This window comes from Mesorhizobium sp. B2-8-3 (assembly GCF_006440815.1).
GTDB lineage: Bacteria > Pseudomonadota > Alphaproteobacteria > Rhizobiales > Rhizobiaceae > Mesorhizobium.
Genome location: NZ_VFTW01000003.1, coordinates 399,478 through 425,843 on the forward strand (window position 1 = coordinate 399,478; position 26,366 = coordinate 425,843).

28 protein-coding genes are annotated in these 26,366 nt (G+C 65.0%); 16 read left to right on the plus strand and 12 right to left on the minus strand.

Annotated features, from left to right (window positions below; all coding sequences use genetic code 11):
* Positions 1-65: 65 nt before the first annotated feature.
* The 6 genes from rsmA to lptF all read right to left on the minus strand — a co-directional run bounded on the left by rsmA (position 66) and on the right by lptF (position 7,820).
* A complete protein-coding gene (gene rsmA, locus FJ418_RS07220; RefSeq protein ID WP_140864506.1) occupies positions 66-911 on the minus strand; it encodes a 16S rRNA (adenine(1518)-N(6)/adenine(1519)-N(6))-dimethyltransferase RsmA in 846 nt (281 codons plus the stop codon).
* 7 nt (positions 912-918) lie between these two features.
* Entirely contained in the window at positions 919-1,953 is a 1,035-nt protein-coding gene (gene pdxA / locus FJ418_RS07225) for a 4-hydroxythreonine-4-phosphate dehydrogenase PdxA (RefSeq protein WP_140864508.1), read from the minus strand.
* Between the two features lie 36 nt (positions 1,954-1,989).
* Positions 1,990-2,913 carry a peptidylprolyl isomerase gene (locus FJ418_RS07230; protein WP_140864510.1) on the minus strand — a complete coding sequence of 308 codons (924 nt, stop codon included), beginning with the start codon at positions 2,911-2,913 and terminating at the stop codon, positions 1,990-1,992.
* Between the two features lie 214 nt (positions 2,914-3,127).
* Positions 3,128-5,539 carry an LPS-assembly protein LptD gene (locus FJ418_RS07235; RefSeq protein WP_181166858.1) on the minus strand — a complete coding sequence of 804 codons (2,412 nt, stop codon included), beginning with the start codon at positions 5,537-5,539 and terminating at the stop codon, positions 3,128-3,130.
* Positions 5,539-6,621, minus strand: coding sequence for an LPS export ABC transporter permease LptG (lptG, locus tag FJ418_RS07240; RefSeq protein ID WP_140644493.1), 1,083 nt, complete (start codon positions 6,619-6,621; stop codon positions 5,539-5,541). The genes FJ418_RS07235 and lptG overlap by 1 nt, the downstream gene beginning before the upstream one ends.
* Before the next feature lie 2 nt (positions 6,622-6,623).
* A complete protein-coding gene (lptF, locus tag FJ418_RS07245; RefSeq protein ID WP_140864512.1) occupies positions 6,624-7,820 on the minus strand; it encodes an LPS export ABC transporter permease LptF in 1,197 nt (398 codons plus the stop codon).
* 378 nt (positions 7,821-8,198) lie between these two features.
* Here lptF and FJ418_RS07250 point away from each other — a divergent pair, with 378 nt between their 5' ends.
* Entirely contained in the window at positions 8,199-9,719 is a 1,521-nt protein-coding gene (locus FJ418_RS07250) for a leucyl aminopeptidase (protein ID WP_140864514.1), read from the plus strand.
* A gap of 3 nt (positions 9,720-9,722) precedes the next feature.
* The gene (locus tag FJ418_RS07255; protein ID WP_140864516.1) at positions 9,723-10,172 is read left to right on the plus strand and encodes a DNA polymerase III subunit chi; all 450 of its coding nucleotides are present in this window, start codon (positions 9,723-9,725) and stop codon (positions 10,170-10,172) included.
* A 6-nt stretch (positions 10,173-10,178) separates the two neighbouring features.
* Here the strand turns inward: FJ418_RS07255 and FJ418_RS07260 are convergent, their stop codons facing one another.
* On the minus strand, positions 10,179-10,745 hold the full coding sequence (locus FJ418_RS07260; protein WP_140651823.1) for a T6SS immunity protein Tdi1 domain-containing protein: 567 nt from the start codon (positions 10,743-10,745) through the stop codon (positions 10,179-10,181).
* Between the two features lie 138 nt (positions 10,746-10,883).
* Between FJ418_RS07260 and FJ418_RS07265 the strand changes: the two genes are divergently transcribed.
* Genes FJ418_RS07265 through FJ418_RS07300 form a run of 8 tightly spaced genes read left to right on the plus strand, consistent with a single transcriptional unit; the run spans position 10,884 to position 17,716 of the window.
* The gene (locus FJ418_RS07265; protein WP_140864518.1) at positions 10,884-11,873 is read left to right on the plus strand and encodes a 3-oxoacyl-[acyl-carrier-protein] synthase III C-terminal domain-containing protein; all 990 of its coding nucleotides are present in this window, start codon (positions 10,884-10,886) and stop codon (positions 11,871-11,873) included.
* A gap of 3 nt (positions 11,874-11,876) precedes the next feature.
* Positions 11,877-12,860 (plus strand): NAD(P)-dependent oxidoreductase, encoded by a 984-nt coding sequence (locus FJ418_RS07270; RefSeq protein ID WP_140864520.1) that lies wholly within the window; start codon positions 11,877-11,879, stop codon positions 12,858-12,860.
* Complete coding sequence (locus FJ418_RS07275; protein WP_140864522.1) at positions 12,857-13,681, plus strand: MBL fold metallo-hydrolase; 825 nt, start codon at positions 12,857-12,859, stop codon at positions 13,679-13,681. Before FJ418_RS07270 ends, FJ418_RS07275 begins: the two co-directional genes overlap by 4 nt.
* Positions 13,678-14,934 carry a F390 synthetase-related protein gene (locus FJ418_RS07280; RefSeq protein ID WP_140864524.1) on the plus strand — a complete coding sequence of 419 codons (1,257 nt, stop codon included), beginning with the start codon at positions 13,678-13,680 and terminating at the stop codon, positions 14,932-14,934. Before FJ418_RS07275 ends, FJ418_RS07280 begins: the two co-directional genes overlap by 4 nt.
* Positions 14,931-16,076, plus strand: coding sequence for a GNAT family N-acetyltransferase (locus FJ418_RS07285; RefSeq protein ID WP_246682964.1), 1,146 nt, complete (start codon positions 14,931-14,933; stop codon positions 16,074-16,076). Before FJ418_RS07280 ends, FJ418_RS07285 begins: the two co-directional genes overlap by 4 nt.
* On the plus strand, positions 16,073-17,068 hold the full coding sequence (locus FJ418_RS07290; protein WP_140864528.1) for a Rieske 2Fe-2S domain-containing protein: 996 nt from the start codon (positions 16,073-16,075) through the stop codon (positions 17,066-17,068). The genes FJ418_RS07285 and FJ418_RS07290 overlap by 4 nt, the downstream gene beginning before the upstream one ends.
* A gap of 52 nt (positions 17,069-17,120) precedes the next feature.
* On the plus strand, positions 17,121-17,408 hold the full coding sequence (locus tag FJ418_RS07295; RefSeq protein WP_095767029.1) for a type II toxin-antitoxin system RelE/ParE family toxin: 288 nt from the start codon (positions 17,121-17,123) through the stop codon (positions 17,406-17,408).
* Between the two features lie 2 nt (positions 17,409-17,410).
* On the plus strand, positions 17,411-17,716 hold the full coding sequence (locus FJ418_RS07300; protein WP_140854704.1) for an addiction module antidote protein: 306 nt from the start codon (positions 17,411-17,413) through the stop codon (positions 17,714-17,716).
* Positions 17,717-17,722: 6 nt separating this feature from the next.
* Here the strand turns inward: FJ418_RS07300 and FJ418_RS07305 are convergent, their stop codons facing one another.
* From FJ418_RS07305 to FJ418_RS07320, 4 genes are all read right to left on the minus strand, one after another.
* Entirely contained in the window at positions 17,723-18,880 is a 1,158-nt protein-coding gene (locus tag FJ418_RS07305; protein ID WP_140864530.1) for a hypothetical protein, read from the minus strand.
* 88 nt (positions 18,881-18,968) lie between these two features.
* Positions 18,969-20,048 (minus strand): glycosyltransferase family 2 protein, encoded by a 1,080-nt coding sequence (locus tag FJ418_RS07310; RefSeq protein ID WP_140644506.1) that lies wholly within the window; start codon positions 20,046-20,048, stop codon positions 18,969-18,971.
* 5 nt (positions 20,049-20,053) lie between these two features.
* Positions 20,054-20,971, minus strand: coding sequence for a lysylphosphatidylglycerol synthase domain-containing protein (locus tag FJ418_RS07315; RefSeq protein ID WP_140864532.1), 918 nt, complete (start codon positions 20,969-20,971; stop codon positions 20,054-20,056).
* A gap of 254 nt (positions 20,972-21,225) precedes the next feature.
* Complete coding sequence (locus FJ418_RS07320; RefSeq protein ID WP_140864534.1) at positions 21,226-21,699, minus strand: carboxymuconolactone decarboxylase family protein; 474 nt, start codon at positions 21,697-21,699, stop codon at positions 21,226-21,228.
* Positions 21,700-21,834: 135 nt separating this feature from the next.
* Between FJ418_RS07320 and FJ418_RS07325 the strand changes: the two genes are divergently transcribed.
* From FJ418_RS07325 to FJ418_RS07335, 3 genes are read left to right on the plus strand one after another with little or no spacing between them, the layout of a single operon-like run.
* A complete protein-coding gene (locus FJ418_RS07325; protein ID WP_246682966.1) occupies positions 21,835-22,455 on the plus strand; it encodes a TetR/AcrR family transcriptional regulator in 621 nt (206 codons plus the stop codon).
* 32 nt (positions 22,456-22,487) lie between these two features.
* Positions 22,488-23,117, plus strand: a complete 630-nt coding sequence (locus tag FJ418_RS07330; protein ID WP_140864538.1) for a hypothetical protein — start codon at positions 22,488-22,490, stop codon at positions 23,115-23,117.
* 58 nt (positions 23,118-23,175) lie between these two features.
* Complete coding sequence (locus tag FJ418_RS07335) at positions 23,176-24,024, plus strand: 23S rRNA (adenine(2030)-N(6))-methyltransferase RlmJ (protein ID WP_140864540.1); 849 nt, start codon at positions 23,176-23,178, stop codon at positions 24,022-24,024.
* Between the two features lie 13 nt (positions 24,025-24,037).
* Here the strand turns inward: FJ418_RS07335 and FJ418_RS07340 are convergent, their stop codons facing one another.
* Entirely contained in the window at positions 24,038-24,793 is a 756-nt protein-coding gene (locus FJ418_RS07340; RefSeq protein WP_140864542.1) for a helix-turn-helix domain-containing protein, read from the minus strand.
* Positions 24,794-24,975: 182 nt separating this feature from the next.
* Between FJ418_RS07340 and FJ418_RS07345 the strand changes: the two genes are divergently transcribed.
* The 3 genes from FJ418_RS07345 (at position 24,976) to FJ418_RS07355 (ending at position 26,358) form a co-directional block, all read left to right on the plus strand.
* Positions 24,976-25,398: a VOC family protein gene (locus FJ418_RS07345; RefSeq protein WP_140785110.1), complete on the plus strand. Its 423-nt coding sequence runs from the start codon at positions 24,976-24,978 to the stop codon at positions 25,396-25,398.
* A 34-nt stretch (positions 25,399-25,432) separates the two neighbouring features.
* Complete coding sequence (locus tag FJ418_RS07350) at positions 25,433-25,798, plus strand: DoxX family protein (RefSeq protein ID WP_140864544.1); 366 nt, start codon at positions 25,433-25,435, stop codon at positions 25,796-25,798.
* Between the two features lie 107 nt (positions 25,799-25,905).
* Positions 25,906-26,358 carry a hypothetical protein gene (locus FJ418_RS07355; RefSeq protein WP_140644515.1) on the plus strand — a complete coding sequence of 151 codons (453 nt, stop codon included), beginning with the start codon at positions 25,906-25,908 and terminating at the stop codon, positions 26,356-26,358.
* The last annotated feature ends 8 nt before the right edge of the window (positions 26,359-26,366 follow it).

The following is a 26,366-nucleotide window of genomic DNA, read 5'->3' on the forward strand; positions in this document are numbered from 1 at the left end:
TGCAGGTTCGCGCCGCCCCTCATCTGCCTGCCGGCATCTTCTCCCCGTAAACGGGGCGAAGAGCACTACACCGCGTTCGTCAACCTGACGAACTCCTCGACACTCAGCGTTTCCGCCCGACGCGTCGGGTCGATGCCGGCGCGGGTCAGCAGCGCCTCGCCACCCAGGCTCTTCACGCTTTGCCTGAGCATCTTGCGGCGCTGGCCGAAGGCGGCCTCGGTGACGCGGCCCAACTTTCTGGCGTCCACGGGCAGGGGAGATGGGCGAGGCACCAGATGCACTACCGATGAGGTGACCTTCGGCGGCGGCGTGAACGCCTGCGGCGGCACGTCGAAGGCGATCCTCGCCTCGGTGCGCCAGCCGGCAAGCACGCCGAGCCGGCCATAGGCGTCACTGCCAGGAGCCGCGGTGATGCGCTCCGCCACCTCGCGCTGGAACATCAGCGTCATCGATTGGTAGAAGGGCGGCCAGTCGGCCACCGTCAGCCAGCGGATCAGAAGCTCCGTGCCGATATTGTAGGGAAGGTTGGCGACGATCTTCACAGGCGCGCCGTCCGCCGCGCCGGCGAGTGCGGCAAAATCCGTCTTCAGCGCATCGCCGGGAATGACCTCGAGCCGGCCGGGATAATGGCTGGAAACCTCGGCCAGCGCTTCGAGGCAGCGCTCGTCGCGCTCGATGGCGATCACGCGCCGCGCGCCGTTGAAGAGCAGTGCCCGCGTCAGTCCGCCTGGGCCCGGACCGACCTCGATCACTGTCGTCTCGCCGAGATCCCCGGCGGCGCGCGCGATCCTGCCTGTCAGGTTGAGGTCGAGAAGAAAATTCTGCCCGAGCGCCTTCTTGGCCTGCAGGCCGTGCCGCTCGATCACCTCGCGCAGCGGCGGCAACCCGTCGATGGTGGTGCGTCCGCTCAATGCATCCTCACGCGGCGGCGGCCTGCCGTCCGCTGTCGGCCAGCCGGCGCGCCAGCCTCAACGCGGCGATCAGGCTGTCGGCGCGCGCGATGCCCTTGCCGGCGATGTCGAAAGCGGTGCCGTGGTCGGGCGAAGTGCGGATGAAGGGCAGGCCGAGCGTCACGTTGACGGCCTCGTCGAAGGCTAAGGTCTTGGCCGGGATCAGCGCCTGGTCGTGATACATGCAGAGCGCCGCGTCATAGCCGGCGCGCGCGCGCGGATGAAACATCGTGTCGGCCGGCAGCGGTCCGATCGCGTCGATGCCTTCCGCCTGCAACATCTCGACTGCGGGAGCGACGATCGCTGCATCCTCCAGCCCCATGGCGCCGCCCTCGCCGGCATGCGGGTTGAGCCCGGCGATCGCAAGCTTTGGCCGCGCGATGCCGAAGCGGCTCTTGAGATTGGCGGCGGTGATGCGCGCGGTTGCGATGATCAGCTCCGTCGTGAGCATTTTCGGCACGTCGGCCAAGGCGATGTGGATGGTCACCGGAACGGTGCGCAGGTCCGGTCCGGCCAGCATCATCACCGGCGTCACGTCCCTGCCGGTGTGGCGCGAGGCCAGATGCGCCAGATACTCTGTGTGGCCCGGAAAGCCAAATCCGGCATCATAGAGCGGCTTCTTGGCGATCGGGCAGGTGACTATCGCCGCGGCGCGGCGGGCGAGGCAGTCCGCGACGGCGCGGTCGATGGCTTCGATCGTGCCTGCGGCATTGGCCGGATCCGGCTCTCCCGGGCTGTCGACATGGCGCGCATAAAGCGGCACGACGGGCAGCGCGCGGGAAAAATGATGCGCTGCCTGTCCTGGCAGCGTCTCGGCAATCGCAACATTTGCGCCGACCAGGCGGGCGCGGGCTTCGATCAAAGCGGGGTCTGCAAGCAGGTAGAAGGGCGGCACGCCGGCGCTGTCGCCGGCCTGCCAGGCGGCGATAGCGATTTCGGGCCCGATGCCCGAGGGATCGCCGACACTGAGCGCCAGCGGCGCATCGGTCTTCTGCGCGCTCATGCGGTGGGCCGGCTGCGGTATTGCACGCTTGTCGCTCTAGCGTTCGACGATCTTGGCCTTCTGGCGCAGCTCGGCGACATATTTCTTGCTGAGTTCGTCGGCGTCCTTGTCGTTGCTGCCTTCTGCCTGGAACACCATCTGCGCGGCCTTGTCGTCGGAAACATCGCGCGAGGAGCAGACGCCGATGAATTCGATGCCGCGCTCGGTCTCGCGGGTCGGCGTCGCGGCGCCGACCTTGGTCGCCTTGATCTGCTCGGCCCAATCGGACGGCAATTGTGGCGCCAGAAAGCGGCCGAGATCACGCACGGTGACGTCGAGCAGGCCCTTGGCGAAGTCGCGCGTGGTGTTGCAGCCGCTGAAGCGGGCGCGCATGGCGTCTGCCTCGCGCTTGCGTTTGGCGAGCGTGGCGGCGCGCTCCGACGCGGGCACCACGAAGATCACCTGCTGCAGCATGTATTCCGTCGCGGTCGGCTTGGCGCCGCCCTTGTCCAGCATGCGCCGCACGGCATCCTGCTCGGTCACCGAGCCGCCTTCGCCGGAGCGGTAGCGCGCGCTGAGCGCCTGGTTCCAGGCCATCTGGGCACGGATGAATTCCTTGAAGTGTTCCTTGGTGACGCCCGATTGCGCCATGATCGCGTCGAGTTTCGCCAGCGGCATCTTGTTGCCCGAAGCGAAGCGCTGATAGGCGGCGTCGACCTGCTGGTCGCTGATGCGGATGCCGAGCCGCTTGGCCTCGGCCAGCCGCAGCGTCTGGTCGATCATCTCCTGCGCGGCATCGCCCTTCTTGTGCTGCAGCTTGAAGAAGGCTGCGCGGTGCGCGATGTCGCCGGTGGTGATCGCTATGTTGTTGACGACATACTTGATCTCAGCGGCGAAAGCAGGCTGCACGACAGCCGTGACCGAAACCGAGGCCGCTGCCACCAGAAGCGCGAATCCCGCTGAAAACAGGTATTTCCTCATCTTACCTTCCCAATCTTCCCCACCATGACGGCGCCGCGCGTCCTCCGAACGCCTGCGCGATGCGGTCGACCCCATTGCCCGTCTTATGCGGCGAAACGATGTCGCCGGCTCATGACGCCTAGAATCGAGCCTATACTCAGGGGATCAGGCGCCAAATCAAGACCAAACCACCATCAGCGCCGAGCGACGCACGGCTCCGTACGCCCACCCTTGGTCACTGGATGGTATCGACCGCGCTTGTTGACGAACCGAAATCGCCGAGCGTGCGGAACGACAGGTTGAAACCGATGTTCTGCGACACTTCCTTGGTGACGGTGTCACGCGTCTGCGAATACGTCATGATGTAAGTGAAGCAGGAATCGTTGTAGGCGAAGCCGACACCGTCCTTGACCAGCACATTTGTCTGGATGTCGTAAGTGCCGGTGCCGAACAGCCGCCAGTTCTGCGCCACATGGGTCGAGGCGCCGAGCGTGAGCTCATGGCGGTCGGTGGTGAAGCCATAGAGCGGCTGCGCCTCGATGAAGGCATATTTGGCGCTGAGCGATATCGGCAGGCTGGAATAGGCGGCCTTCACTTCGGCGCGCCTGACCTCGAAGGTCTGCTCGTCGAAACGCCCGCTCAGCGAGCCGGAGAAACCGCTCGGGCTGTTGAAGCCTACAAGGCCGACATAATCCGAGGTCGGCTTGTCCAGACCGGACTCGGCCCCGACATTGACGAGATCGGGCGCGGCAAAAGAGTTTTCGCCCGCGAGCTGATAGGACTGGCCGAAGATGGCGTTCGTGCCCCAGCCATTGTCATAGGCGCCCGAATACCGGAAGCCGACATTGGCGCGCGTGCCGCCTTCTATGCGGTCGTAGCCCGAGAATTTGTCGCGCTCGAACAGCGTGGTGGCGTCGAAGACGAAGCTCTGCGCGTCTTCGTTGGGGATCGCCAGTCCGCCGACATATTGCTCGTTCGGACGCACGAAGACCTGCGCGGTCGGTTCCAGGATGTGGCTGGAACTGGGCATCGAGAACAACAGCGGCCAGCGCGCCTCGAGCCCGAGCGTGGCCATGTAGCGGGCAAGCGACGAGCGCATGTCCACGTCCTGGCCGAGATTCGTCGCCATCTGGTTGACGGCATCGAGCGAAGCCGAATTGGCGTTGACATAGCCGGCGTCGCCGCGCAACGCGAGCAAAGGCGTCAGTTGCAGGCCGTTATCGGTGGTGAAGGTGCGCTTCCACTCAGCTTCCGCCGTCAGCCGGCTCGACTCGCCTTCGATGCCGCGCACGTTGTTGATCGAATTCGGATCGCTGCCATCGGCGAGCACGGCGTCCAGCCGGTTGCGGCTGATCACGCGTGCGTTGACGTTGAACGACAGCTGGCCACCGGCCACCGAAGTGTCGGGGATATAGGCGTAGTCGAGCGACGGCAGCACCCAGGGTTGCTTGGCAGCGCGCGCTGTCGGGTCGCTGGAGAGCGTGTCTTCCTGCACCTCGAAGCGCATGGCACGGACGTCGAAATAATTGCGGTCGCTCAAGCCCGTCAGATAGATCGACGACTGGTGGACGAGGTCGCTGTAGCCGTCGATGTTGTAGGTGCGCGAGAATTCCTTGTCGGTCTGGAGCAGCACGTCCCAGCCGAAATTCCAGCGCTCGTTGATGGCGAACTGGCCCTTGGTGCCCATCATGCCGCGGAACTTGTTCGGATCGTTGGCAGGCCCGGAATTCACATTATGGCCGGCCGAATCTACAAATGCGCCGGGATCCTGCTGGTTGATGCCGGCGATCTTCAGCGTGTACTGGCCGTTGTTGAAGCGCTGGCGCCACTCGGCCTCGCCGAGGAAACCCTGCTTTGTATAGCCGCTGCCGGTGACGGTCAGGTCATAGGTCGGAGACAGCGCGAAGTAATAGGGGACTTTGACGCCGACGCCGAGATGGTTGTTGTAGACGATGCCGGGGATCAGGAAGCCGCTCTTGCGCTTCACCGTCGGGTCGGCGATCTCGAAGGCCGGCAGGTAGGCGAGCGGGAAGCCGAAGAATTCGAAATTCGAGTTCTCGAAGCGGACCGTCTTCTTCTCGCCGTTCCAGATGATCTTGCGCGCCTTGACGCGCCAGGTCGGCGCTTTGTCCGGCTTGTCCTCGCAAGGTTCGCAGGCGGTGTAGACGCCGTTGTGGAAGGTGGTGAGCACGCCGCCCATGCGCTCGGCGCTCTCGGCTGCGAAATAAGCCTTGTCGATCGTCTCGACACGCAGCGCGTTGAGAAAACCGTCGGCGAAATCGTCGGTGATGTCGATATGGTCGGAATTGACCTTGGTGCCGTCGCTGTTGATCAGCTCGACGGCGCCGCTGGCGACGAGGCGCTTGGTGTCGCGATTGTAGACCACACGCTGGGCGACCAGCTTGTTGCCGCCATAGTCGATCTGCACGCCGCCGACGGCCGTCACCGTATGCTTGTCGTTGTCATAGACAAGCGTATCGGCGGCCAGCAGCATCTGCGTGCCGGAAGGGACGGACTTGGCAGCGATCGTCTGCGCCAGCGCGGGCGCCGTCGGCACCGCACAGGCGAACAGACACGCCAAGGCGGTCGCCCCATAGAGGCGTGCCAGACCGGCCTGCCTATGGCTGCGCAAAACCGCCTCCCTCACTAGCCGTCTTCCTTGTATAGCAGAAACGTCACCCCAAAGAACATAGCCACGACAACCGGAACCCATGCAGCCACCACAGTAGGCACGAATCCGGCGACACCGAATGCCTTGACCAGTACCGAAACGACATAAAGCAGAAAGCCGGCCACGACGCCACCCAGAATCATCGTTGCCGACTGCCCCATTCGCGCAAATCTCATTGAAACCGTTGCAGCAATCAGCGTCATGGCCACGAGAAGGAACGGCAATGCCACAAGCGAATTAAATTGCATGGCGAAGGCGTTTGCCTTGAGTCCGAAGGAACGGGCGACCTCGATCTTGCGCGGCAGCTCGTAGAAGGGGATGGTTTCCGGACGCGCCAGCCGCTCCTGCACGAATTCCGGCTTCAGATTCGTCGGCACCTTGTCGGACGCCAGCGTCTGGATATTGCCGCCCTTGAAGACCTTGACGTCCTGCAATTCCCAATAGCCGTCGCGCAGGAAGGCCTTGGCGGCATCCTTGCGCTCGGTGATGTTGCCCTCATGGTCGAGGACGAAAAACACCGCATCCGCCATCTCCAGCCCCTGGTTGAGGATGGCGCGGGCGCCGATGATGGTGTCGCCCGATTCGGTCTTTTGCCGAAGCCACGGCGTGACATTGGTGGTGACGGCATTCGATTTGCCGGCCCGCAGGTCGTTCTCCATCTGCTCGGACCAGGAAAAGCCATGCGCGGCGATCGGGTTGATGATGGCGACCGACAGCACGCCGAACATCAGCGCGCCGACGCAGCAGGGGAACAGGAACTGCCAGGCCGAGACACCGGCCGAGCGCGCAATCACCAGCTCGTAACGGCGGTTGAGCGACACCAGCGTCGCCATTGCCGAGAACAGCCCGACAAACGGCACCGTCTGCAGCATGATCATCGGCATCCTGAGCGCCGAAATGGCGAAGGCAATGCCGTAGGTGAAGCCGGGCAACCCGGTCGTGCGGCCGGAAAGCTCGGTAAAATCGATCAGGAACACCAGCGCCAGCAGGCCCAGGAAGAACCAGAAGGTGATCGAGACGTAGCGGAAGAAGAAATAGCGGCCCAGCGTCCAGCCCATGGTCAGGCTCCCTGGCCGGAAGTGCGCCGGGCGAGCCAGAGCTTGAATGCCGTCCAATTGTCGCCGGCGCGCTTGGCAAAACCTGTCAGCCAGTCGGCCCAACTGACCGGCAGTTCCATGCTGCGCGAGGAAACGATGAACCAGATCGAAACCGCTGAGGCGATGATGGGTATGCCGTAGAGCAGGTAGACGTAATACCAGACCTTGTCGGCCTTGCCGGCGGCGAAGAAGCCAAGCCATCGCACGAAAAGCGCGATTGCGATCGCCGTGATCAGCGGATTGATGCGCGACTCGCGATGCGAGCGCGCATCGCCCGCAACTGCAAGCGCGATCAACGCGAACACAAGCGAATAGGACCATTCGGCGAAGCGCTGGTTGAGCTCCGCCCGGTAGCTGCCGGGTTCGCGCTGGAACATCTTGTCGTTGGGATCCGGGTTGAGCAGATACGCCGTCGTCCGGTCCTTGGGCAAAAGCGTGATGTCGTTCGCCGCCGACATGAAGGCCGACATGTCGAAGGCGTAAGAGGTGAAGCGGATGACGGAGAGGTCGCCGGTCACCGACTTGCGGTTGATGACGCCGTCATTCATCATCAGGACCTTCTCGTCGCCCTTTTCGACGATGCTGCCGGTCTTGGCGTAATAGGTGAGGCTGGCCCCTTCCTCGCGCGAATCGGCGACGAAGATGCCGCCGAGCCGGTTGCCGGGAAGTCGTTCGCCGACCTGCAGGTAAAGGCCCTCGTCGATCTTGCGGAACGTGCCTTCCTGGATGATCAGCGACACGAGGTCGGCGCGCGAGGCCGCCACCAGCTGGCGGTTTTTCTGCCTGGCATAGGGGTCGGCGGCGTTGTCGACGACGAAGGAAAACGCGCAGGCAAAAGCCGCGAGCAGCAGGATCGGCCGCGCGATCGTCCAGCGCGAGGCGCCGGCGGCGCTGAGCACCGCCAGCTCCGAATCGGTGTTCATCGCGCTCAGCGTCTGCGCTACCGCCACCACAAGGGCGAACGGCACGACGATCGGAATGATGGAGGGGATGATGAGCGCCGCGACCTCGAAGAAGGTCAGCGCCGACTGGCCGTTGTCGGTGACGAGATCGATTTTGGCCAGCACCTGCGTCGTCCACACGATCGCCAGCGTCCACACCAGCGATGCGAGGAACATCGTCAGCGCGCGGCGCATGATGTAGCGTTCAACGACCTTCATGAAGGCTTTTCTCGATTTTGCCGAACGGCATCATGCCCGCCGACAAGGTAGTGATCCGGCAACGCCCGCACAACTGGGTCATAGGCGGCTCGCTCCGGTTCGTCGTCCCACGCCGCGTGCTCCGGCGCGGCGGAGTCTCCGCGTCAATGGATAAGAAATGCGAAACATCGATGGTTAACAGCACGTTACGGCAGCAAGCTAAGGTCGTGCCGGGGCGAATCCTTTGTCTATGGTGGCGCTGATATAGACAGCGATTTCGGCCAAAGTCTTGCCAAATGGCTGAAAACGACCAAATGTCGCGCACGCTTGCCAAACGCGTTGCTCGCCAAGAAATACCCTTTGCCGGCACCTTCCGGCCATCCCCGAAAGCAGGACCTGATGACGTCGAGACCTTCCATTTCTTTCGCCAAGTTTGCCGCGCCGAAAAAGGGCAGCGTCTTCGTGTTCGCGGCCGACAGCGGCGGGCTCGGTGAGGCGGCGAAGGCCTGCGATCCGGCCGGCGCGCTGGCACGCGCCTTTCCGGTCGCGGATTTTTCCGGCAAGTTCGCAAGCTCGGCCGAGGTGCTGGCGCCGGAAGGAACTTCGGTCGACCGGCTGGTGGCGATCGGCGCCGGCAAGGTCTCGAGCCTCGACGACAATGCCTGGCTGAAGCTCGGCGGGGCCATTGCCGCTTCGCTGCGCAAGGCGGCCGAGGTGGCCGTCATCCTCGATCTGCCCGAACTGCAGCCCGACGGCCGCCAGGCGGCCAACCTAGCCGCCGGCATGCTGCTGCGCAGTTATTCCTTCGACAAATACAAGACCAGGAAAGACAAGGAAGACGGCCAATCTGACGCGAAGGGCGCCAAGAAGGCCGAGGCGGCGAAGCCCGCGAGGATAACCATCCAGTGCGCCGACCCCGCGGCCGCGAAGAAGGCGTTTGCGGGCGAGGAAGCCGTGACCGACGGCGTGCTGCTTGCGCGCGATCTCGTCAACGAGCCGGCCAATGCGCTCGGGCCTGTCGAATTCGCCGAACGCGTCAAGGCGCTGGAGCAGCTCGGCGTCGAGGTCGAGATCCTGGCTGAAAAAGAGATGAAAAAGCTCGGCATGGGTTCTCTGCTCGGCGTTGCGCAAGGCTCGCCGCGCGGCGCGCGCTTGGCGGTGATGCGCTGGAACGGCGGCAAGGCCAAGGATGCGCCGCTTGCCTTCATCGGCAAGGGCGTCACCTTCGACACCGGCGGCAATTCGATGAAGCCGGCCTCCGGCATGGAGGACATGAAGGGCGACATGGGCGGCGCGGCCGCCGTCACCGGCCTGCTGCACGCGCTCGCCGCGCGCAAGGCCAAGGCCAATGTGGTCGGCATCATCGGCCTGGTCGAGAACGCCGTCGACGGCCATGCCCAGCGCCCCGGCGACATCGTCACATCGATGTCTGGCCAGACCATCGAAGTGCTCAACACCGATGCGGAAGGCCGCCTCGTCCTGGCCGACGCGCTCTGGTACGCCAACGATCGTTTCAAGCCGAAATTCATGATCAATCTGGCGACGCTCACCGGCGCGGTCATGGTGGCGCTCGGCCAGCACTATGCCGGCCTTTTCTCCAACAATGACGAGCTTGCCGGCCGGCTTTTCGGCGCCGGCCAGGCCAGCCAGGAGCGGCTGTGGCGCATGCCGCTCGGGCCCGAATACGACAAGCTGATCGATTCCAAGAACGCCGACATGAAGAATATCGGCGGCCGCTATGGCGGCGCCATCATCGCCGCGCAGTTCCTGCAGCGCTTCGTCAAGGACACGCCCTGGGCGCATCTCGACATCGCCGGCACCGCGATGGGCGCGCCGTCGAGCGAGATCAACCAGTCCTGGGGCTCGGGCTTCGGCGTGAGGCTGCTCGACAGGCTGGTGCGCGATCACTACGAAGGGTAGGGGATGGCCGACATCCTGTTCTACCATTTGACCGAATCGACGCTCGAGGAGGCGCTGCCCGGCCTGCTCGAGCGCAGTGTCGAGCGCGGCTGGCGCGCGGTGGTGCAGACCGGCACCGAGGAGCGTCGCGACGCGCTCGACCAGCATCTGTGGATTTTCCGCGACGATTCCTTTCTGGCGCATGCCACCGACCGCGAGGCCTATCCGGCCGAACAGCCGGTCCTGCTTACCACGGGCCAGGGCAACCAGAACGCCGCGCAGATCCGCTTCCTGGTCGACGGCGCAAGCCCGCCCGAACTATCGGGCTACGAGCGCGCCGTCTTCCTTTTCGATGGCCATGACGCCGCGCAGCTCGAAGGCGCGCGGACGCATTGGAAGACGCTGAAGGAAGCCGGCCACGCCGTGACCTACTGGCAGCAGACGCCCGACCGTCGCTGGGAGCGCAAGGCGTGAGAGCCGTCAGCGATCGCCGATCGTTACCTTGTTGATTTTCGTACCGTGCGGAAGGTCTTTTACTTGCCGGTGAATCTGGCCGGCTATGTGCACTTTGACCACGAAGAAAGTCTTGTTGATTTGCTTAACGGACATTTCGCCACCGAGCACGGGCGGCTTTTCGAAGTCGTAACATTCGTCGACCCCCAAGACCAATCCCTTCTTTCGTGCCGTCGTCACTAATCCAGCCAGCAACAGTTCGTCGCGACGATCAGGATCATTGAACTGGGTTGTAAGTTCCGGCCACGTTTCCGAGACTTGGGTCAATCGGCCTCCGACCATGTCCAGCAATTTGACGGAACCATCGCGAGCGCGGAAGAAAATGTCGCCGAACGCAGAGACTGCGCCGGGCTCCAAGCCATCAAGCCCAATCCACTTCCAGCCGTCCAGCGCTTCCCAGATATCCTTCTTTGATGGCTCGATAAACAGATGCTGGAGACCGCTCGGCCACGGGCTTCTGACAGCGTCTGCATTTGGCTTAGAAACAGAATTCCCAAAGACAAAAGAAATAAAGCGAGAAAAAGAATTAGCCATACCTCACCCCCTGGAAGCATCGCATACTTACAGCAGAATGATCGACGATCAAACATGGTCGCGCAGACGCCGATGATGGTCGTCGCCTCGAACCGCTTTTTGCGTTAGATAGGGCCAAGCTCACGCGGCGGGGGGAGAATGCGGATCAGGATCGTCGGAACCGGCAGGGCGGTACCGGCTGAGCGCCTCACCACACGCGCCCTGGAGGCGAAGCTGAGCCTTGGCGAGGGCGCGCTTGAAATCGTCACCGGTGTCGTCGAGCGCTATGTCTGCAATGCCGAATCGCAGATCGATCTCGCCTGTGCCGCCGCGCGCCTTGCGCTTGAGGATGCCGGCGTAGAGGCCGGCGCCGTGGACCTGATCGTCGGCGGCTGCGGCGTGCCCTACCAGCCGCTGCCGGCGACCGCGCCGCTGGTCATGCAGTGCCTCGGGGTGGCGGACGGCTCGGCCGCCGCCTTCGACGTCAACAGCACATGCCTTGGCTTCCTCACCGCCTTCGAGACCGCGGGCCGCATGATCGAGGCAGGGCAGTGCGAGACGGCTCTGGTCTTCTCGTCCGAAGTCGCCTCGCGCGCTTTGCCGTGGCAGGACGCGCCGGAGATCGCCGCGCTCTTCGGCGACGGCGCGGCGGCGGCCGTGCTGCGCAAGGCCAAGCCAAGCGAGGGAAAGGTGGCGGCGAGCCTGATGCGCACTTATCCATCGGGCTGGGAAGCCTGCGGCATTGGTTCGGGCGGCACGCGCTTCGATTTCCGCAAGGATCGGGAAGCGTTTGCCGCGCACAGCCTGTTCCACATGGACGGCAAGGAACTGTTCCGGCTTACCTCGCGCCACTTCAACGGCTTCGTCGATGCTCTGCTCGGGCGCGCCGGCTGGCGGCATGACGATGTCGATCTCGTCGTGCCGCATCAGGCGAGCCCCTTCGCGCTTGCCCATATGGCGCGCCAGACCGGTTTTGCGCCGCAAAAGCTCGTCGACATCTCCGCCCGCTTCGGCAACCAGATCGCGGCCTCCATGCCCTTCGCGCTCGACATCGCGCGCGGCGACGGGCGCGTCGCGCCAGGCATGAAGCTGCTCTTCCTCGGCACGTCGGCCGGTGTCTCCTTCGGCGGCATGGCGCTGGAGACCTGAGGGATGGCCGTGCTCGTCACCGGCGCCAGCGGCTTCCTCGGTGCTCATGTGCTCGAGCGGCTTGCCGCGTCCGGCACGCTGGCGCTCGGACTCGGCCGCGATGAAGCGCGCTGCGCCGCGCTGGAGGCCGCCGGCCATCGTATCGTCCGCCACGATCTCGCGCAGCCGCTCGATGGCGCACTCGATCCGAGGCTTGGCAGGGTCGAGCGGATCATTCATTGCGCGGCGCTTTCTTCGCCCTTCGGACGCCTCGCGGATTTCGAGGCGGCGAACGTCACGGCGACACGGAACCTGCTCGACTTCGCCGAGCGGCAAGGCGTCAGCCGCTTCGTCCACATCTCCAGCCCGTCCGTCTGCTTTGCCTTCCGCGACCAGCTTGGCCTCGCCGAGGATATGGCCTTGCCGGAGCCCGTCAATCATTATGCCCGCACCAAGCGCGAGGCTGAAAAGATCGTGCTCGGCCAGCCCGCCATCCATCCGGTGGTGCTGCGGCCGCGCGGCATTTACGGCGCCGGCGATCGGGCGCTGCTGCCGCGGCTGATCAAGGCCGCGAGGAGCCGGCCTTTGCCGCTGTTTCGCGATGGCCGGGCGGCCATCGACCTCACCCATGTCGACGACGTCGTCGACGCGGTGCTGGCGGCGCTTGCCGCGCCCAGGGAAGCGGAGGGCCAGGTCTTCAACATCTCCGGCGGCGAAATGCTGCCGGTCCGCCGCATCGCCGACGAGGCCTGCAGCCGCGCCGGTCTCAAGGCGCGCTGGCGGCCGACGCCGCTCATGCCGGCGATGCTGGCGGCCGGCCTGATGGAAGCGGTGGCGCTTCGGTTACCCAGGCGGCCCGAACCGCCGGTCACCCGCTACGGGCTCGGTCTCTTCGCCTATGCGCAAAGTCTCGATCTTTCCAAGGCGAAGCGGACGCTCGGCTGGGCGCCGAAAATTGCGTTCGAGCAAGGGCTTGATCGCACTTTTTCCGGCGGGGCCGGGCCATGAAGCTAGTCTTCGCCAACAGCGCCTGGGTAAGCGCCGCCGAACGGCTGATCCTGCGCGGCGGCAACTGGCAAAGTGTCAGGCTGCGAGTCCGCTACGGGCTGATTTTTCACCCGGTTGCCGGGCCGGTGCTCATCGACACCGGTTACACGCCGGAAGCACTGACAGGCGAGGGGCGCGGCCGCATGCTGCGCCTCTATGGCACGCTGCTGAGGCCCGAGTTGAACGCCGCCGAACAGGTCCTGCCGATGCTCAAGCTCTTCGGCCTGTCGCCCGATGACATCCGCACAATCATCGTCACGCATTTCCACGCCGACCACATCTCGGGCCTGTCGCTGTTCCGCAACGCCCGCTTCATCGCCAGCGATGCCGCCTGGGCGCGGGTCAAGGCGCGCAGCCCGAGGCAGAATCTGCGCCATGGCGTCTTTGCCGAACTCTTCCCGCTGGATTTCGAGGCGAGGCTGGAGGGCCTGTCCGCGAAGCGGAGGGTCGAGGCGCGCGAGGATGTACCCGGCGGCGCCGATCTCTTTGGCGACGGCAGCGTGATCGCGGTCGATCTGCCTGGACATGCCGATGGCCAGTTCGGCCTGCTGTTCAATGGCCTCGACCGGCCGCTGCTCTACGCCGTCGATGTGCAATGGCTGCTCACAGCCTTGACCGAAAACCGCGCGCCGGGTTTCCCTGCCACGCTGATCGCCGAGGATGCCGCGGCGATCGAGCCGACCAGTGCCATGCTGCGCCGCTTCCTCGCCGTCGGCGGCGAGGTGATGCTCTGCCATGATCCCGCTCCGACATCTTATGATCTCGCGCCGGAGGCCGCATGAGCGGGCTGGCGGAAGCGGCAGGCTGCTTCGCCCTGACACGCTGGGTGTCGCGCAAGACCCGGCCCGGCTTCGAACGCTGGCAGGCGGCCGCCTTGCGGCGCTTCCTTGACCGCGACCTGCCGCGCGCGTCCTTTTACGGCAAGGCGCCGGCGCACCTCACCGACTTGCCGATCACCGACAAGGCGCTGCTGATGGCGCGCTTCGACGAATTCAACATCCACGGTCTCATCGCCACGCAAGCCTGGGCGGCCTTGGCGCGCGATGGCCGCGCCGGATCGCTCACGGTCGGCGCCAGCACCGGAACATCGGGCAATCGCGGCTTGTTCGTGATTTCCGAGGCCGAAAAATACCGCTGGCTGGGCACGATTCTGGCCAAGGCGGCGCCCGATCTTCTGTGGCGCGGCATGCGCGTCGCCGTCGTCCTGCCGCAGAACACCGGGCTTTACGACAGCGCCCGCAAATCGCGCCTGATCAAGCTCGCCTTCTTCGATCTGACCGCAGGGCCGGAGAGCTGGCGCGGCGCACTCCAAATGTTCGATCCGACAGTCATCATCGCGCCGCCAAAAATCCTGCGCCATTTCGCGGCCGAAAACTTCCGGCTCCGGCCGAAGCGCGTTTTTTCCGCCGCCGAGGCGCTCGACCCGGTCGACCGTCCGGTAATCGAAAATTTCTTCCGGCTGCCGCTCGACCAGATCTACATGGCGACCGAAGGCCTGTTCGCGGTGACCTGCCGGCAGGGCGGACTGCATCTTGCGGAAGACTCCGTCTTCTTCGAATTCGAGCCGGCGGGCGAGGGGCTGGTGACGCCGCTGGTGACGGCCTTTCACCGCCAAACCCAAATCATGGCGCGCTACCGGATGAATGACCTTTTGCGCCTGTCCGGACAGGCCTGCGGCTGCGGCTCGCCGCTGCGCTGCGTCGACGAGATCGTCGGCCGCATGGACGATGTTTTCCGTCTCATGTCGCAGGATGACCCGATCCTGGTCACGCCGGATGTGCTGCGCAACGCCGTGCTCAAGGCCGACCGCCGCATCGATGATTTCCGCCTCGTCCAGACCGGGCCGGACGGCATCGAGCTCAGGCTTCCGCCGACGCTCCCGGACGAAGCGGCGGCTGCAGCTCTTCAAGCAGTGCAAGCGTTGCTGGACGCACGAAAAGCGGCGGCCACCGTGACGCTCATCCGCGCGCCGCTGCCGCTGGAAACAGGCCGCAAGCTGCGCCGCGTGGAATGCCGCCTGGAGCCGGCGCGGTGAGCGGCGCGGCGACGGCGGAAAGGCCTGCGCAGCAGGCCGACCGGGTCGAGAACAAGCCGGCAAAGGTCGAGGCTTTTGTGAGGCTTTTCAACGAGGTGCCAGTGCGCGATCTCATCGCCAACCTGAAGACGAAAGTCGAGACGTTCGAAGTCGCCGGGCGTATTTTTCCGCTGACGCTGAACGATGCCGATGAAGCGCCCAACTGCTATATCTGCTGCCCGACCTGCGCCTATATCGACTATGCGATGGACGAGACGCGCAACTTCGCCGCCCACCCGCTGCTGCAACGCGCGCTCAACGCCCTGATTGGGGCGTGCGCGCCGCTTGTCAGGGCAAGCGGCCTCGACCATCAGGCGCAGGTCAACAACTGGCTTTATTCGACCAATCCGGTGCCGCTGCTCGACCGACAGGCGGCCGCGTCGCTGCGCGCGGACCTGATCGGGCGTTTCCCCGATCGCGCCATCGTCATCCGTTCGTTGAACGATGTCGCCGACCCAGCGACCGTGGCCGCCTTGAAAGCCGAGGGGTTCCGCATGCTGGCGGCGCGCCAGATCTACATCTTCGCCGACCGCAGCGCATCGCCCGCAATGACGCGCGACATGAAGCGCGATCGCGCCCGCCTGCGCGCGACGCCGTTCGAGCGGGTCGGCAATGGCGATTTCACCGAGGCCGATTATGCCCGCGCCGAGCAGCTCTACAATCTGCTCTATCTCGACAAATACACGCCGCTCAATCCGCACTACACGGCTCGCTACATCGCTGAAATGCACCGGCGCGGCATCATCGGCCTGGCGGGGCTGCGCAGGCCGGGCGGCGAACTGGTCGCCGTCACCGGCCTGTTCGAAAACGGCGGTACGCTGACCCAGCCCATTGTCGGCTACGACACCGGCTTGCCGGTGGCCGACGGGCTTTATCGCATGATGATGGCGATGGGGCAGGACCACGCCACGGCGCGGGGCCTGTTCTTCAACATGAGCGCGGGTGCCGCCGATTTCAAACGCCGGCGCGGCGCGGTCGCCGCGATCGAATACAACGCCGTCTATGCCGGGCATCTTGCGCTTCGCCGGCGCCTGGCGATCCGCGTCATGGAGACCGTGCTGGCGCTGGTCGGCATTCCCCTGCTCAGGAGGTTCGAATTGTGAGCGAGCGGCGTGGGGAGGATCATTGGCAGGCGGCGGCGCTGTCCGCCGATATCGGCAAGCGGCCGAAGCGCATTCTGTTCGACGGCGCGCCGGTGGTGCTGTTCCGCTCGGCGCAGGGCATCGCCGCGTTGTTCGACCGCTGTCCGCACCGGCTGGTCGAGCTGTCGACCGGCAAGATCGTCGGCGGTGAGATCGAATGCCCCTATCACGGCTGGCGTTATGACGGCGAAGGCCGCTGCACCGCGATCCCCGGCCTTGTCGGCGCCATGCCGCACTACCGGGTCCGCCGCTACGCGGCGATCGAGCGCGACGGCGTCGTCTTCATCTCGTCCGGCACGCCGCGGGGCGAGCCTTACCTGCACTGCATGCAGGGCAGGGACATCATCGCGCGGCGGGTGCGCTCATCGACGCAGTCGACGGTGATCGACGCCGCCGAGAACATCCTCGACGCCACGCACACTCATTTCACCCATAAGGGCCTGCTGCGCGGCCTCACCTCGAAGCGCCATCTGGTGCGGGTCGAGGTGACCGGTGGCGAGGGCTGGGTCGAGGCCAGCTACACTGGCGAGGACCGCCAGCAGGGCCTCATCAGCCGGTTCCTCGAAGGCGAGCGCACGAAAACGATCGGCCGCTTCCGCCATCCCGGCATCGCCGAGCTCGAATATTGGGGCAAGAACGGGCTGGTCCTGGCCACCACCTTTCACCTCCGCCAGGCCGACGAACGCACCGTCGAGGGTGTCGGCTGGCTGATCGGCCGCCGCCAGGGCCTGCTCGGCGAGATGAAGGCGCTGGCCTTCAAGCCGCTCTTCACCATCGCGCTGCACCAGGACCGCCGGGTGCTGAAATCGGCCAGCGACAACGCTCGGCTGCCGCCGCAGGCCCTGCCGGTGATCGGCCCGCTTGATTTCCTGCGCCGCGACATCGCCGCGATCATGGAGGGTAAGATGCCGGCGGCGGCAGGTGAGGCAAGGGTGCATTATATCGAGCTGTGAATTATAGTTCACATACCTTGATTTGAATGCTTTCGTGAATTATAGTTCACGCATGATCGAGGTCCGGCAGACCGCCGATTTCACCAACTGGCTGGACGCGCTTCGCGACACCGCGGCTCGACAGCGCGTCGTCGCCCGCATCCGTCGGGTCGAGATCGGTAACATCGGTGATGTCAAATACTTCGATGGCATCGGCGAGCTTCGGATCGACCATGGCCCAGGCTACCGGCTCTACTTTGTGAAGATTGGAAACGCCGTGATCATACTGCTCTGTGGCGGCGACAAGTCCAGCCAAAGGCGCGACATCGCCAAGGCGAAACAGATGGCAAAGGAGATATGACGATGCCTCTCGAAACCACCCGCTTCGACATTCTCGACCACCTGAAAACTCCGGAGGATCGCTTGGCCTACATCGAAGCTGCCTTCGAGGATGGCGATCCCGCGCTCATTACGCACGCGCTCGGCGACGTAGCGCGCTCCATAGGCATGACGGCCGTGGCGAAAGAGGCTGGCGTTACGCGCGAGGCGCTTTACAAGGCACTGAGCAAAAAGGGCGATCCGCGCCTCAGCACGCTGTTGGGCGTCACCAAGGCGCTGGGTTTGCAACTTGAGGTCAAGCCTATCGGCCCGGGCTCGCTCGGGGCCTGAAGCGCCTCAACCAGGCCCATTCCATTCGATATCACGCGTCGACGCCGCCTGCAGGCCGATGCGTTGGCGCAATGCCACTCGCGCAACCTCCAGCAGCGCCGGCCATTGTGCCTTCACCGGCGCGGAATCGCCTGGCCAATCGAGCAGTTCCTCGCCCACGCGCATCGCTTTGCGAAAGCGGCCGAGGCCGCCTGAACGCAACGCCGCAGGCAGGCCATAGATCCACATCGCGACTCGCACGGTTTGCGGCGCGGACACATCGGGAATGACTTCCTGACCGTCGCCGAGCACGGCATCCACAAAGCGCGCCGGATCGCGGAAGAAATGCAGGCCGCTCACGGCGCGCGGGTTGCATTCGAGCGGCAGCACGCGGCCATCCGCCTCGCGCATCAGGTCGAAGGAGATCTGCCCGGTCCATGCGGTGCCGGCGACGATGCGCTCGACCAGATCGCGCGCGGCATCGTCCTCGACCCGCTCGAAGAAGATGCCGGCGCCTTTGCCGGCGCGGTAGAGCGAGCGGTAGAGCCCAAGCGCCTTGAGCCTGCCTTCTTGCGCCACCGCATAGGCGCTGATCTCCTTGCCCTCGACAAAACGCTGCGCCACCCAGGGCATGGCGGGCGAGGGCACGATCGCATCGAGGAAATCCGGTGTCGGACGCAGCAGAACGTGGCAGGCGAAGCGCGACCAGACCGGCTTGAACACCAGGTCGCGTGAGCGGCCACGTACCGCCTCCAGATCGTCGCGGGAATTGAGAAGCGTGGTCTCCGGCACCGCCAGGCCAAGCTGTTCAGCCAACCGGATGAAGCTGTGTTTGTTGTGAACCTGCGCCAGCGACCCGATATCGGGGGCGAACAATCGCACCGGCACAATCCTGTCGCGCCAGGCGAGCGCGAGGTGAAAGACCTCCTCGCAGGTCGGGATTACCATCTCGACGCCTTCCGCTCGGACCAGCGCCTCCACCGCATCCGCATAAGCCTGCGGCTCGAAGCGCGGCGGCGGCAGCCGGCAATAGCGCGCGCAGGCCTTGCTCGCCGCCGCGATGGGCCTCGCCGGCGTGTCGGCCAGGATCACCCTTTTCCCGGCGCCATGGAGAAGGCGCGCCAGATGCAGCGCCACTGGCGCGCGTGCCCCTGTAATCAGGATGGATCTGTCAGCCCTCGGCATCGGTCATTCGCGGTCGTTCCCGTCGCGAGGACCGATGCGCGAAATCAAGGCGATTGGCAATGCAGCTGGTGCCGGCCAGTCTGCCCGATCACTTCCGGCGCGCCTTCGGTTTTTCCACAGCCGCCGGCTTGCTCGGCCAGTGCCAGCCGTCGCCCTCGCCATGCGCGGGCTGCGGCCGCGCCACATAGGCGAGCGCGCCATTGGCCTCGAGATAGACGCGCGAAAGCATCTCGGCGAGCACGCCCGACGTCACCGCCTGCAGCCCGGCGATCACCAGGAAGAAGCCGGTGATCAGCATCGGCCTGGTGCCGATATCCTGTCCCAGGAAAACCTTGATCGCAAAGAGATAGGCAAGAATCAGCGAGCCGAGCACGCCGAGCACGATGCCGATGCCGCCGAAGAAATGTCCGGGCCGCGTGCGGTAGCGCAGGAAGAAGAACATGAAGACGAGATCGAGCACCACGCGGAAGGTGCGCGAGATGCCATATTTCGACTGGCCGTGGATGCGTGCGTGATGCGTCACCACTTCCTGGGCGATGCGGCGCGGCGTCGTCACCGTCGCCAGCCACGCCGGTATGAAGCGGTGCATCTCGCCGTAGAGCCGCACGCTGCGGATGACGCTGCCACGAAACACTTTCAGGCTGCAGCCATAGTCCTTGAGCTGCACGCCGGTGACGCGCGCGATCAGCCTGTTGGCGATGCGCGAGGGCAAGCGGCGCATCCAGAAACCTTCCTTGCGGTCTTTGCGCCAGCCGGCGACGAGGTCGAGATCCTCGGTCAGCAGGCGGTAGACCATGCGTGGAATGTCGAACGGGTCGTTCTGCAGGTCGCCGTCGAGTGTCGCGATGACGTCGCCGCGCGCGGCGTCGAGGCCGGCCTGCATGGCCGCGGTCTGCTTGTAGTTGCGCACCAGTTCCACGCCATGCACATGCGGCCCGTATTGAGCCGCCAGCCGGCGGATCTCGGCGGGTGTGGCGTCGGTGCTGCCGTCGTCGACCAGCACCACTTCCCAGGGCTGGCTGTAATTCTCCATCGCCTGATGGATGCGGACGAGCAATGGCTCGACATTGTCAGCCTCGTTATACATCGGGATGACGATGGAGAGCTTGTGCTCGGGCATGACGGCGCCCTCGGGCAGTCCCGATGCGGGAATGGGAAGCACGTTCATGGCGGTCATTTCCTTGCCGGTCCTGCCGTCGGGGTTTCCGGCAGCGTCGATTTCGAGGGGAACAGCCAGGCGATCGCACCGGTTGCGACCGCCGAGCAGAGGATGAAGAGATGCAGCGCCAGCGCCGCCTGCAGGCCGTCCTTCATGGCAATGCCGGAATAGAGCAACGCGGCTGCGGCGCCCGCCTCATAGGTGCCGAAGCCGGCGACGCCCTGCACCGGCAGGATGGCCGCGGCTTCCGCGCCGACGGCGCCCGGAAAGGCGGTCTGGAAGGAGATGTTGAGCAGCATTGCGAGCAGCCATCCCTGCACGCCGAGCTTCAGCGCCCAGTTGGCGATCGTCCACCACCAGCCATAGCGTGAGCGTCCCGTCGCTTCGGTGAAGATATCGCGCAATTTGCCGAGCTTCGAGACGATCCTGCCGCCAGTGGTCCAGTTATGCGGCGCGCGCGCCCAGCGCGGCAGATACCATGCGGCGGCGATCAGCGCCGCGATGCCGGCGGCCCTGAGCGCCGGATGCAGGCCCGGCCAGACCAGGCAGGCCAGCACGCCGACGACGAAAGCGTCCTGCAGCCGAAACCAAAGCAGCGAAGCGCTGGCGCGCACGATCGAGACGCCGAACACCTGGCGCAAGAGGATCGGGAAGGCCGTCTCGCCGCCGCGGAACGGCACGACGTTGATCATCGCATTGTGGATCAGGATGATGCGAAGCACGGCGCCGAAGCGGCCGTTCACATCGTCGCGAAACTCGTCGCAGACACGCAGCGCCCTGAGCACATAGGTGACGAACAGCGCCGCCGCCACCGCCACGAAAGCGCCGGGCGTGATGGAGGCGAAAGCATCGCCCACCATCTTCCAGCGCTGATCGCTGGCAAGCCATGCCAGCAGCGCCAGAGTGACGATTATCGATATCGCTCGCTTCAATCAGGTCTCCAAATGGGCCGCCCGGCCGGGGCGGAAGCGCTATCCGAGGGCCTGCAAAGCGGCAACTCACGAATGTCGGCCCGGCCGGCGGCGGTCCGACATCGGATCCGTGCCGGCTTTTTCAAGGCGCTGTTCCTATAGAGCAGCGGCGGCGGCGAATCCACAAGCTTGGTTGGAGCGTCGATCGAGGCGGCGAAAGGCGGGCGGGGTTCGCGCCCGCCCGCTTTGCCGGGTAAGCTATGCCGGGATAAGTCTTACTGCCCGGCCATCTCTTTCTTGAACTGGTCGAAATCGACCTGCATGCCGTTGAAGATGGTGCTCCAGTGGCGTGTCAGCGCGGCCATCGCGACGGCTTCCTGGATCTCCTCGTCGGTGGCGCCGGCGTGCTTGGCGTTCTCGGTGTCCGACCAGATACAGTAGCTGCACGGGATCTGCGCGGCGACCGCCAGCGAGATCAGCGACTTCTCCTTCGGTGTCAGCGCCGTTTTGTCGCTGAGCTCGATGGCCTTGACCTCGGCCCAGGCGCCGGGCAGACCGGCCTTCGGGAACTGTTTCACGAAGCTCGGCACGCCGCCCATCGTCGACTGGATGTCCTTGAGGGTGGCGTCATAATCATCGGCCCGGGCGGGCGCGGAAGCCAGGGCAGTGGCAAACACGCTCGCGGCGGCGATGAGCGAGGCGGAACGAAGGCAGGAATGCACGGTTGAGACGATGCGAATGACTGACATGATCTTCTCCTCTGGTTTTTGTTAGCCTTACGTTGTAAGGTGTGTGGAAGATGAACCTTACAGTGTAAGTTGTCAAGCGCCGCCATGGATGCACAGAGCAAAAAAAAGCGACCCCGCGGAAAGCTCTCCCGCGAGATGATCGAGGACGCCGCCTTCGAGGTGATCGAGCGGGAAGGGCTTTCCGGCTTTTCGATGCGCAAGCTCGCCGCCAGGCTCGGCTGCGAGGCGATGAGCATCTACCACCACTTCCCCTCGCAGGCGCATCTCTACGAGGCGCTGGTCGACCGGCAGATGAGCAGGCTTGTCATCCCCGATTACAGCCTGCCGTGGCGCGAGCGGGCGCGTGTCGGCATGCAGGAATTCCGCCGCGTCGCCACCGAGCACCCGGCCTTCGCGCCCTTCATCGTCGTCTATCGCATGAACTCGCCGCCCTGCCTCGCCAAGCTCAACGCCATCATCGGCCTGTTCGAGGATGGCGGTTTCGGCCCCGAGCTCAGCGCCCGCCTGTTCCGCGCCGCCGGCTATTATCTGATGGGCGCGATCCTCGACGAGACGGCCGGCTACGCCAAGGGGCCTTCGGCGGTCACCACCGTCAGCGACGAGGAACTGGCGCGCGACTATCCGAGCGTCATTAAGGCCGGCGCCTATTTCGGCGCCAGCGGCTTCGACAAGACTTTCGAGCTTGGCCTGGAAATGTTTCTGGACGAGATGGAGCGGGTCCGCGAAGCTGCCCGAAACGAACGCGCCAAAAAATAGCGGCGATCTCGCCCAGAAAACCAAGGCTCTGAATGCGCTTCCTCTTTGTCCTTCTCCTCATCGCCGGTGCCGCCATCGGCATCTTCTATCCCTGGGCGATGAGCAATTTTTCCGGCCATGCGATCGGTACTTACCGCGTCTATGAGGGTGGCCGCTTCCGGCCGGTCACCGTGCAACTCGCCGCAAGCGACGCCCCGGTGCGGGTGCTGGTCGATTTGACCGCGCGGGCCGAACGGGTCGCGGGCCAGCAGCGCACGGTGCTGACGCTGACCGCGGCGAACGGCGGCCGCACGGCGCTGGCGTCGGCGCTCTCCTTCAACCACACCGACAATCCCCGCCAGGCGAGCCCGCAACTGCCCGACAAGATCTTTCGCGACGAGGGCGGCGTCATCGATAGGGTCACGCCCGGTCCTTATGTGTTCACCGTCGGCCCCGGCAATGCCGACGGCATCGACATGCGCGCGGTCGATCTCATCCTGCGCGCCGGCACTGGCTCGATCGACGAACGCGCGCAGCCGGCCGGCTATACGCTGATGGGCGTCGGCCTTGCCGGACTGGCGCTGTCGCTGGTCTTCGGGCGCCGCGGCGGAGGCGATCCCCAGAATCCCAATTCGCAGCCGCCACCGCCACGCTGGGGCCGCAACGGCTCGCCACGAGCATGATGCCGAAAAGTGTGAAGCGGTTTTCGGTCGACATCATGCTCTCTAGAGGTAGGCGCGCATGAATTATCGCCACACCTACCACGCCGGCAATTTCGCCGATGTCGTCAAGCATGCCGTGCTCGCGCGCCTCGTCGAATACCTCAAGCAGAAGGACAAGGCTTTCCGCGTCATCGACACCCATGCCGGCATTGGCCGCTACAACCTTGCCTCGGTGGAGGCCGGCAAGACAGGCGAATGGCAGGGCGGCATCGGCCGGCTGGCCGAGGCGACGCTCGAGCCGCGGGCGGCGGCACTGCTTCAGCCCTATCTGGAGGCGGTGCGCGCGCAAAATCCCGACGGCGGCCTCAAGCATTATCCTGGCTCGCCGTTGATCGTGCGCCATCTCCTGCGCAATCAGGATCGGCTGACGGCGGTCGAACTGCACTCAGATGATGCCGCGCGGCTGAAATCCGTCCTCGCCGGCGATTTCCAGGCGAGGGTGATCGAGCTCGACGGCTGGCTGGCGCTGGGCGCGCAACTGCCGCCGAAGGAGAAGCGCGGCCTCGTCCTCATCGATCCGCCCTTCGAGGAGGAGGGCGAGTTCTCCAGGCTCGTCGATGGCCTGCTGAAGGCGCATCGGCGCTGGCCGGGCGGCATCTATGCGCTCTGGTACCCGATCAAGGATCGCAGGGCGGTGACCGCTTTCCGCGCGGCGCTGAGGGAGACCGGCATTCCAAAACTGCTCGACATTGCCTTCGATATCCGGCCTGCCTCGAACGAACCCAGCCTCGACGGCAGCGGGATGGTGGTGGTCAATCCGCCCTACACGCTGGAAGGCGAATTGAAGGTGCTGTTGCCCGCCCTTCACAAGGCGCTCGCAGTCCGGCAGCCGTCGCGATGGACGCTTGATTGGCTGGCGGGCGAGTAGGGCGACCGCGCGCCTAAGCCAGCGCCGTAGGCGTCACACCGGTCAGCCGCCGGCTTTCGCGGATCAGATGCGCCTGGTCGGCATAGCCGGCCTCGATGGCGAGCAGCGCGGTCGAAGCTTCGCCCTGCTGCCGTTGCAGGCGCCGGAACCGGTGGAAGCGCAAGATGCGGTCGAGCGTCTTCGGGCCATAGCCGAAGGCGTCCTCGAAGCGGCGTCGCAGCGTCCGTTCGCTCATATGCAAATGGCGCTGCAGGAAGGGAACCAGCGGCGTTTCCGGCGACAGGCCCTCGTCGAGGACACCAAAGGCCCGGCCCATCCGCGGGTCCAGCGCATCGCGGCCCTCGGTGTGCATGCCCACCGTCTCTTCCAACTGCCGCAGCATGGCCGGCAGATCGGTCGCAGCCTTGATGCGATCCGACAGTTCGCGGGCACGCGTGCCCCATAACTCCTGGAGGTCCAGCCGCCCGCCGACGATTTCGCTGGCCGGCACGCCGAGCCAGCCGGCGGCCGCGCCCGGCCGGAAGCGGAAGCCGACGATCACCGCGCCGGCGGCAGGAGTCTCGATCTGTGGCTCCCTGTCCGGCCCGGCAACGCGGAAGCGGCCGTCGATCCATTGCAGGTCGATCGTCGCGTCAGGCGTGATGACGATGGGCGGGGCGGCGCGCTCGTCCATGCGGTGGACCCAGATCGCACAGAAGGCATCGGCCAGGCCTTTGCCAGCGGGCCGTTCCTGGAAGAAGCCGGTTGTCTGCGCCAGGACCGGTTCCATCTCTTCTCCGATCTGCTCCGGCGGATGCCGGATCGGTGCGACGGTCAATTTTGGCCGAAATCTTCAAGGCCGGCCACTTCATCCATGGCAGAACAGACGCAGCCTGATGGCGCCCATCGGCGCATTTGCCAACCACATCCGATTTCGGATGTTGGTTTCGAATATAGAAAGGAGTGAGAGAAATGAAAGCTCGCATCACCGTATTGACGCTCGGCGTCGACGATCTGGAAGCGTCGCTCAAATTCTATCGCGACGGCCTCGGCCTGCCGACCGAAGGCATCATCGGCCGGGAATTCGAGCATGGCGCCGTTGCCTTCTTCGAGCTCGCCGGCGGCCTGAAATTCGCCATCTACGAACGCGCCAACATCGCCTGGGATGCCACGGTGCCGCAGAGCGGCCGCAGCCCGACCGAATTGACCATCGGCCACAATGTCGGCAGCGAGGCCGAGGTCGACGCGGTAATGGCCGAGGCCGTCAAGGCCGGGGCGCGCGTGGTCAAGCCGGCGCAAGAAACCTTCTGGGGCGGCTATGCCGGTTATTTCCAGGATCCCGACGATCACCTGTGGGAGGTCGTCTACAACCCGGCCTTCGTTCCCGAGGACTGAGCGGAGCGAAGCAGATCATCGAGAGGAGGCCGCCATGCCTGGTCAGACCGTTCAAGCGCTTGGCGCTCTCCTCATCGGTGGCATGTTCGTCTTCGCCGGCATCGAACATTTCCTGAAATTCGGGGCGATGCGCGGCTATCTGGCCGCGCAGAAATTTCCGGCTCCGGCCTTGATGCTGGCCGCCGGTTCGGCGGTCGAGATCGTTGCGGGTTTCCTGCTTGCCGTTGGCATGGCCCGGCCCTTCGCCGCCGGCGCGCTGGTCATCTTCACGCTGGCGACGAACGCGATGCTGCTGCGTTTCTGGGCCAGCGAGGAACCGGAGCGCCAGGTGCTGCGCAATGCGTTCCTGATCAACATCGCGGTCATCGGCGGGCTGCTGCTTGCCGGCACTCTTGGTTAGCTGGTGAAGTCTGGAACGAAGTTTTGCGGAAACCATTGTTTTCGCGACCGCTTGACCGCCGCCAAGCGAATCCGCACAGTGCGCGGAACCGACCTTGAGAGGCTGTCATGACTCGCTTCGCCCATTCCGCCCTTGCCGCGCTGGTTGCGCTGTCCACTCCCTTTGCCGCTCCGCTGGGCTTCACCCAGGCGGCGCAGGCCGCAGACCTTTCCGTCTATAGCGGCGACGATGGCAGCGTCTGCGGCGAAAGCTGGGTGCTGAGCAAGATCACCGACCGCTTCTCCTACCAAGTGCATCACGTGCCGCATCTGCCGGATGTCGCGATCACAGATTTCCGCAACATCCGCCAGCATCGCTACGAGCCGGCGAGCGACGAATGGCCGATCGGCCGCCACTATTGCCGCGCCACCGTCAACCTGTCGGACGGCCGCGACCGCTCGATCTTCTACCTGATCGAGGAAGGCCAGGGCTTTGCCTCGATCGGCGACAATGTCGAATTCTGCGTCTCGGGCTTCGACCGCTGGCTGGTTTATAACGGCCGCTGCCGCGTGCTTAGGTAAATTTTCCG

Excerpts from the sequence above, each read along its gene's own strand:
- pdxA (WP_140864508.1), bottom strand. The coding sequence starts at position 1,953 with ATGAGCGCGCAGAAGACCGATGCGCCGCTGGCGCTCAGTGTCGGCGAT.
- FJ418_RS07230 (WP_140864510.1), bottom strand. The coding sequence starts at position 2,913 with ATGAGGAAATACCTGTTTTCAGCGGGATTCGCGCTTCTGGTGGCAGCG.
- lptG (WP_140644493.1), bottom strand. The coding sequence starts at position 6,621 with ATGGGCTGGACGCTGGGCCGCTATTTCTTCTTCCGCTACGTCTCGATC.
- lptF (WP_140864512.1), bottom strand. The coding sequence starts at position 7,820 with ATGAAGGTCGTTGAACGCTACATCATGCGCCGCGCGCTGACGATGTTC.
- FJ418_RS07250 (WP_140864514.1), top strand. The coding sequence starts at position 8,199 with ATGACGTCGAGACCTTCCATTTCTTTCGCCAAGTTTGCCGCGCCGAAA.
- FJ418_RS07255 (WP_140864516.1), top strand. The coding sequence starts at position 9,723 with ATGGCCGACATCCTGTTCTACCATTTGACCGAATCGACGCTCGAGGAG.
- FJ418_RS07260 (WP_140651823.1), bottom strand. The coding sequence starts at position 10,745 with ATGGCTAATTCTTTTTCTCGCTTTATTTCTTTTGTCTTTGGGAATTCT.
- FJ418_RS07265 (WP_140864518.1), top strand. The coding sequence starts at position 10,884 with ATGCGGATCAGGATCGTCGGAACCGGCAGGGCGGTACCGGCTGAGCGC.
- FJ418_RS07270 (WP_140864520.1), top strand. The coding sequence starts at position 11,877 with ATGGCCGTGCTCGTCACCGGCGCCAGCGGCTTCCTCGGTGCTCATGTG.
- FJ418_RS07275 (WP_140864522.1), top strand. The coding sequence starts at position 12,857 with ATGAAGCTAGTCTTCGCCAACAGCGCCTGGGTAAGCGCCGCCGAACGG.
- FJ418_RS07280 (WP_140864524.1), top strand. The coding sequence starts at position 13,678 with ATGAGCGGGCTGGCGGAAGCGGCAGGCTGCTTCGCCCTGACACGCTGG.
- FJ418_RS07295 (WP_095767029.1), top strand. The coding sequence starts at position 17,121 with ATGATCGAGGTCCGGCAGACCGCCGATTTCACCAACTGGCTGGACGCG.
- FJ418_RS07300 (WP_140854704.1), top strand. The coding sequence starts at position 17,411 with ATGCCTCTCGAAACCACCCGCTTCGACATTCTCGACCACCTGAAAACT.
- FJ418_RS07305 (WP_140864530.1), bottom strand. The coding sequence starts at position 18,880 with ATGCCGAGGGCTGACAGATCCATCCTGATTACAGGGGCACGCGCGCCA.
- FJ418_RS07310 (WP_140644506.1), bottom strand. The coding sequence starts at position 20,048 with ATGAACGTGCTTCCCATTCCCGCATCGGGACTGCCCGAGGGCGCCGTC.
- FJ418_RS07320 (WP_140864534.1), bottom strand. The coding sequence starts at position 21,699 with ATGTCAGTCATTCGCATCGTCTCAACCGTGCATTCCTGCCTTCGTTCC.
- FJ418_RS07325 (WP_246682966.1), top strand. The coding sequence starts at position 21,835 with ATGATCGAGGACGCCGCCTTCGAGGTGATCGAGCGGGAAGGGCTTTCC.
- FJ418_RS07330 (WP_140864538.1), top strand. The coding sequence starts at position 22,488 with ATGCGCTTCCTCTTTGTCCTTCTCCTCATCGCCGGTGCCGCCATCGGC.
- FJ418_RS07335 (WP_140864540.1), top strand. The coding sequence starts at position 23,176 with ATGAATTATCGCCACACCTACCACGCCGGCAATTTCGCCGATGTCGTC.
- FJ418_RS07340 (WP_140864542.1), bottom strand. The coding sequence starts at position 24,793 with ATGGAACCGGTCCTGGCGCAGACAACCGGCTTCTTCCAGGAACGGCCC.
- FJ418_RS07345 (WP_140785110.1), top strand. The coding sequence starts at position 24,976 with ATGAAAGCTCGCATCACCGTATTGACGCTCGGCGTCGACGATCTGGAA.
- FJ418_RS07350 (WP_140864544.1), top strand. The coding sequence starts at position 25,433 with ATGCCTGGTCAGACCGTTCAAGCGCTTGGCGCTCTCCTCATCGGTGGC.
- FJ418_RS07355 (WP_140644515.1), top strand. The coding sequence starts at position 25,906 with ATGACTCGCTTCGCCCATTCCGCCCTTGCCGCGCTGGTTGCGCTGTCC.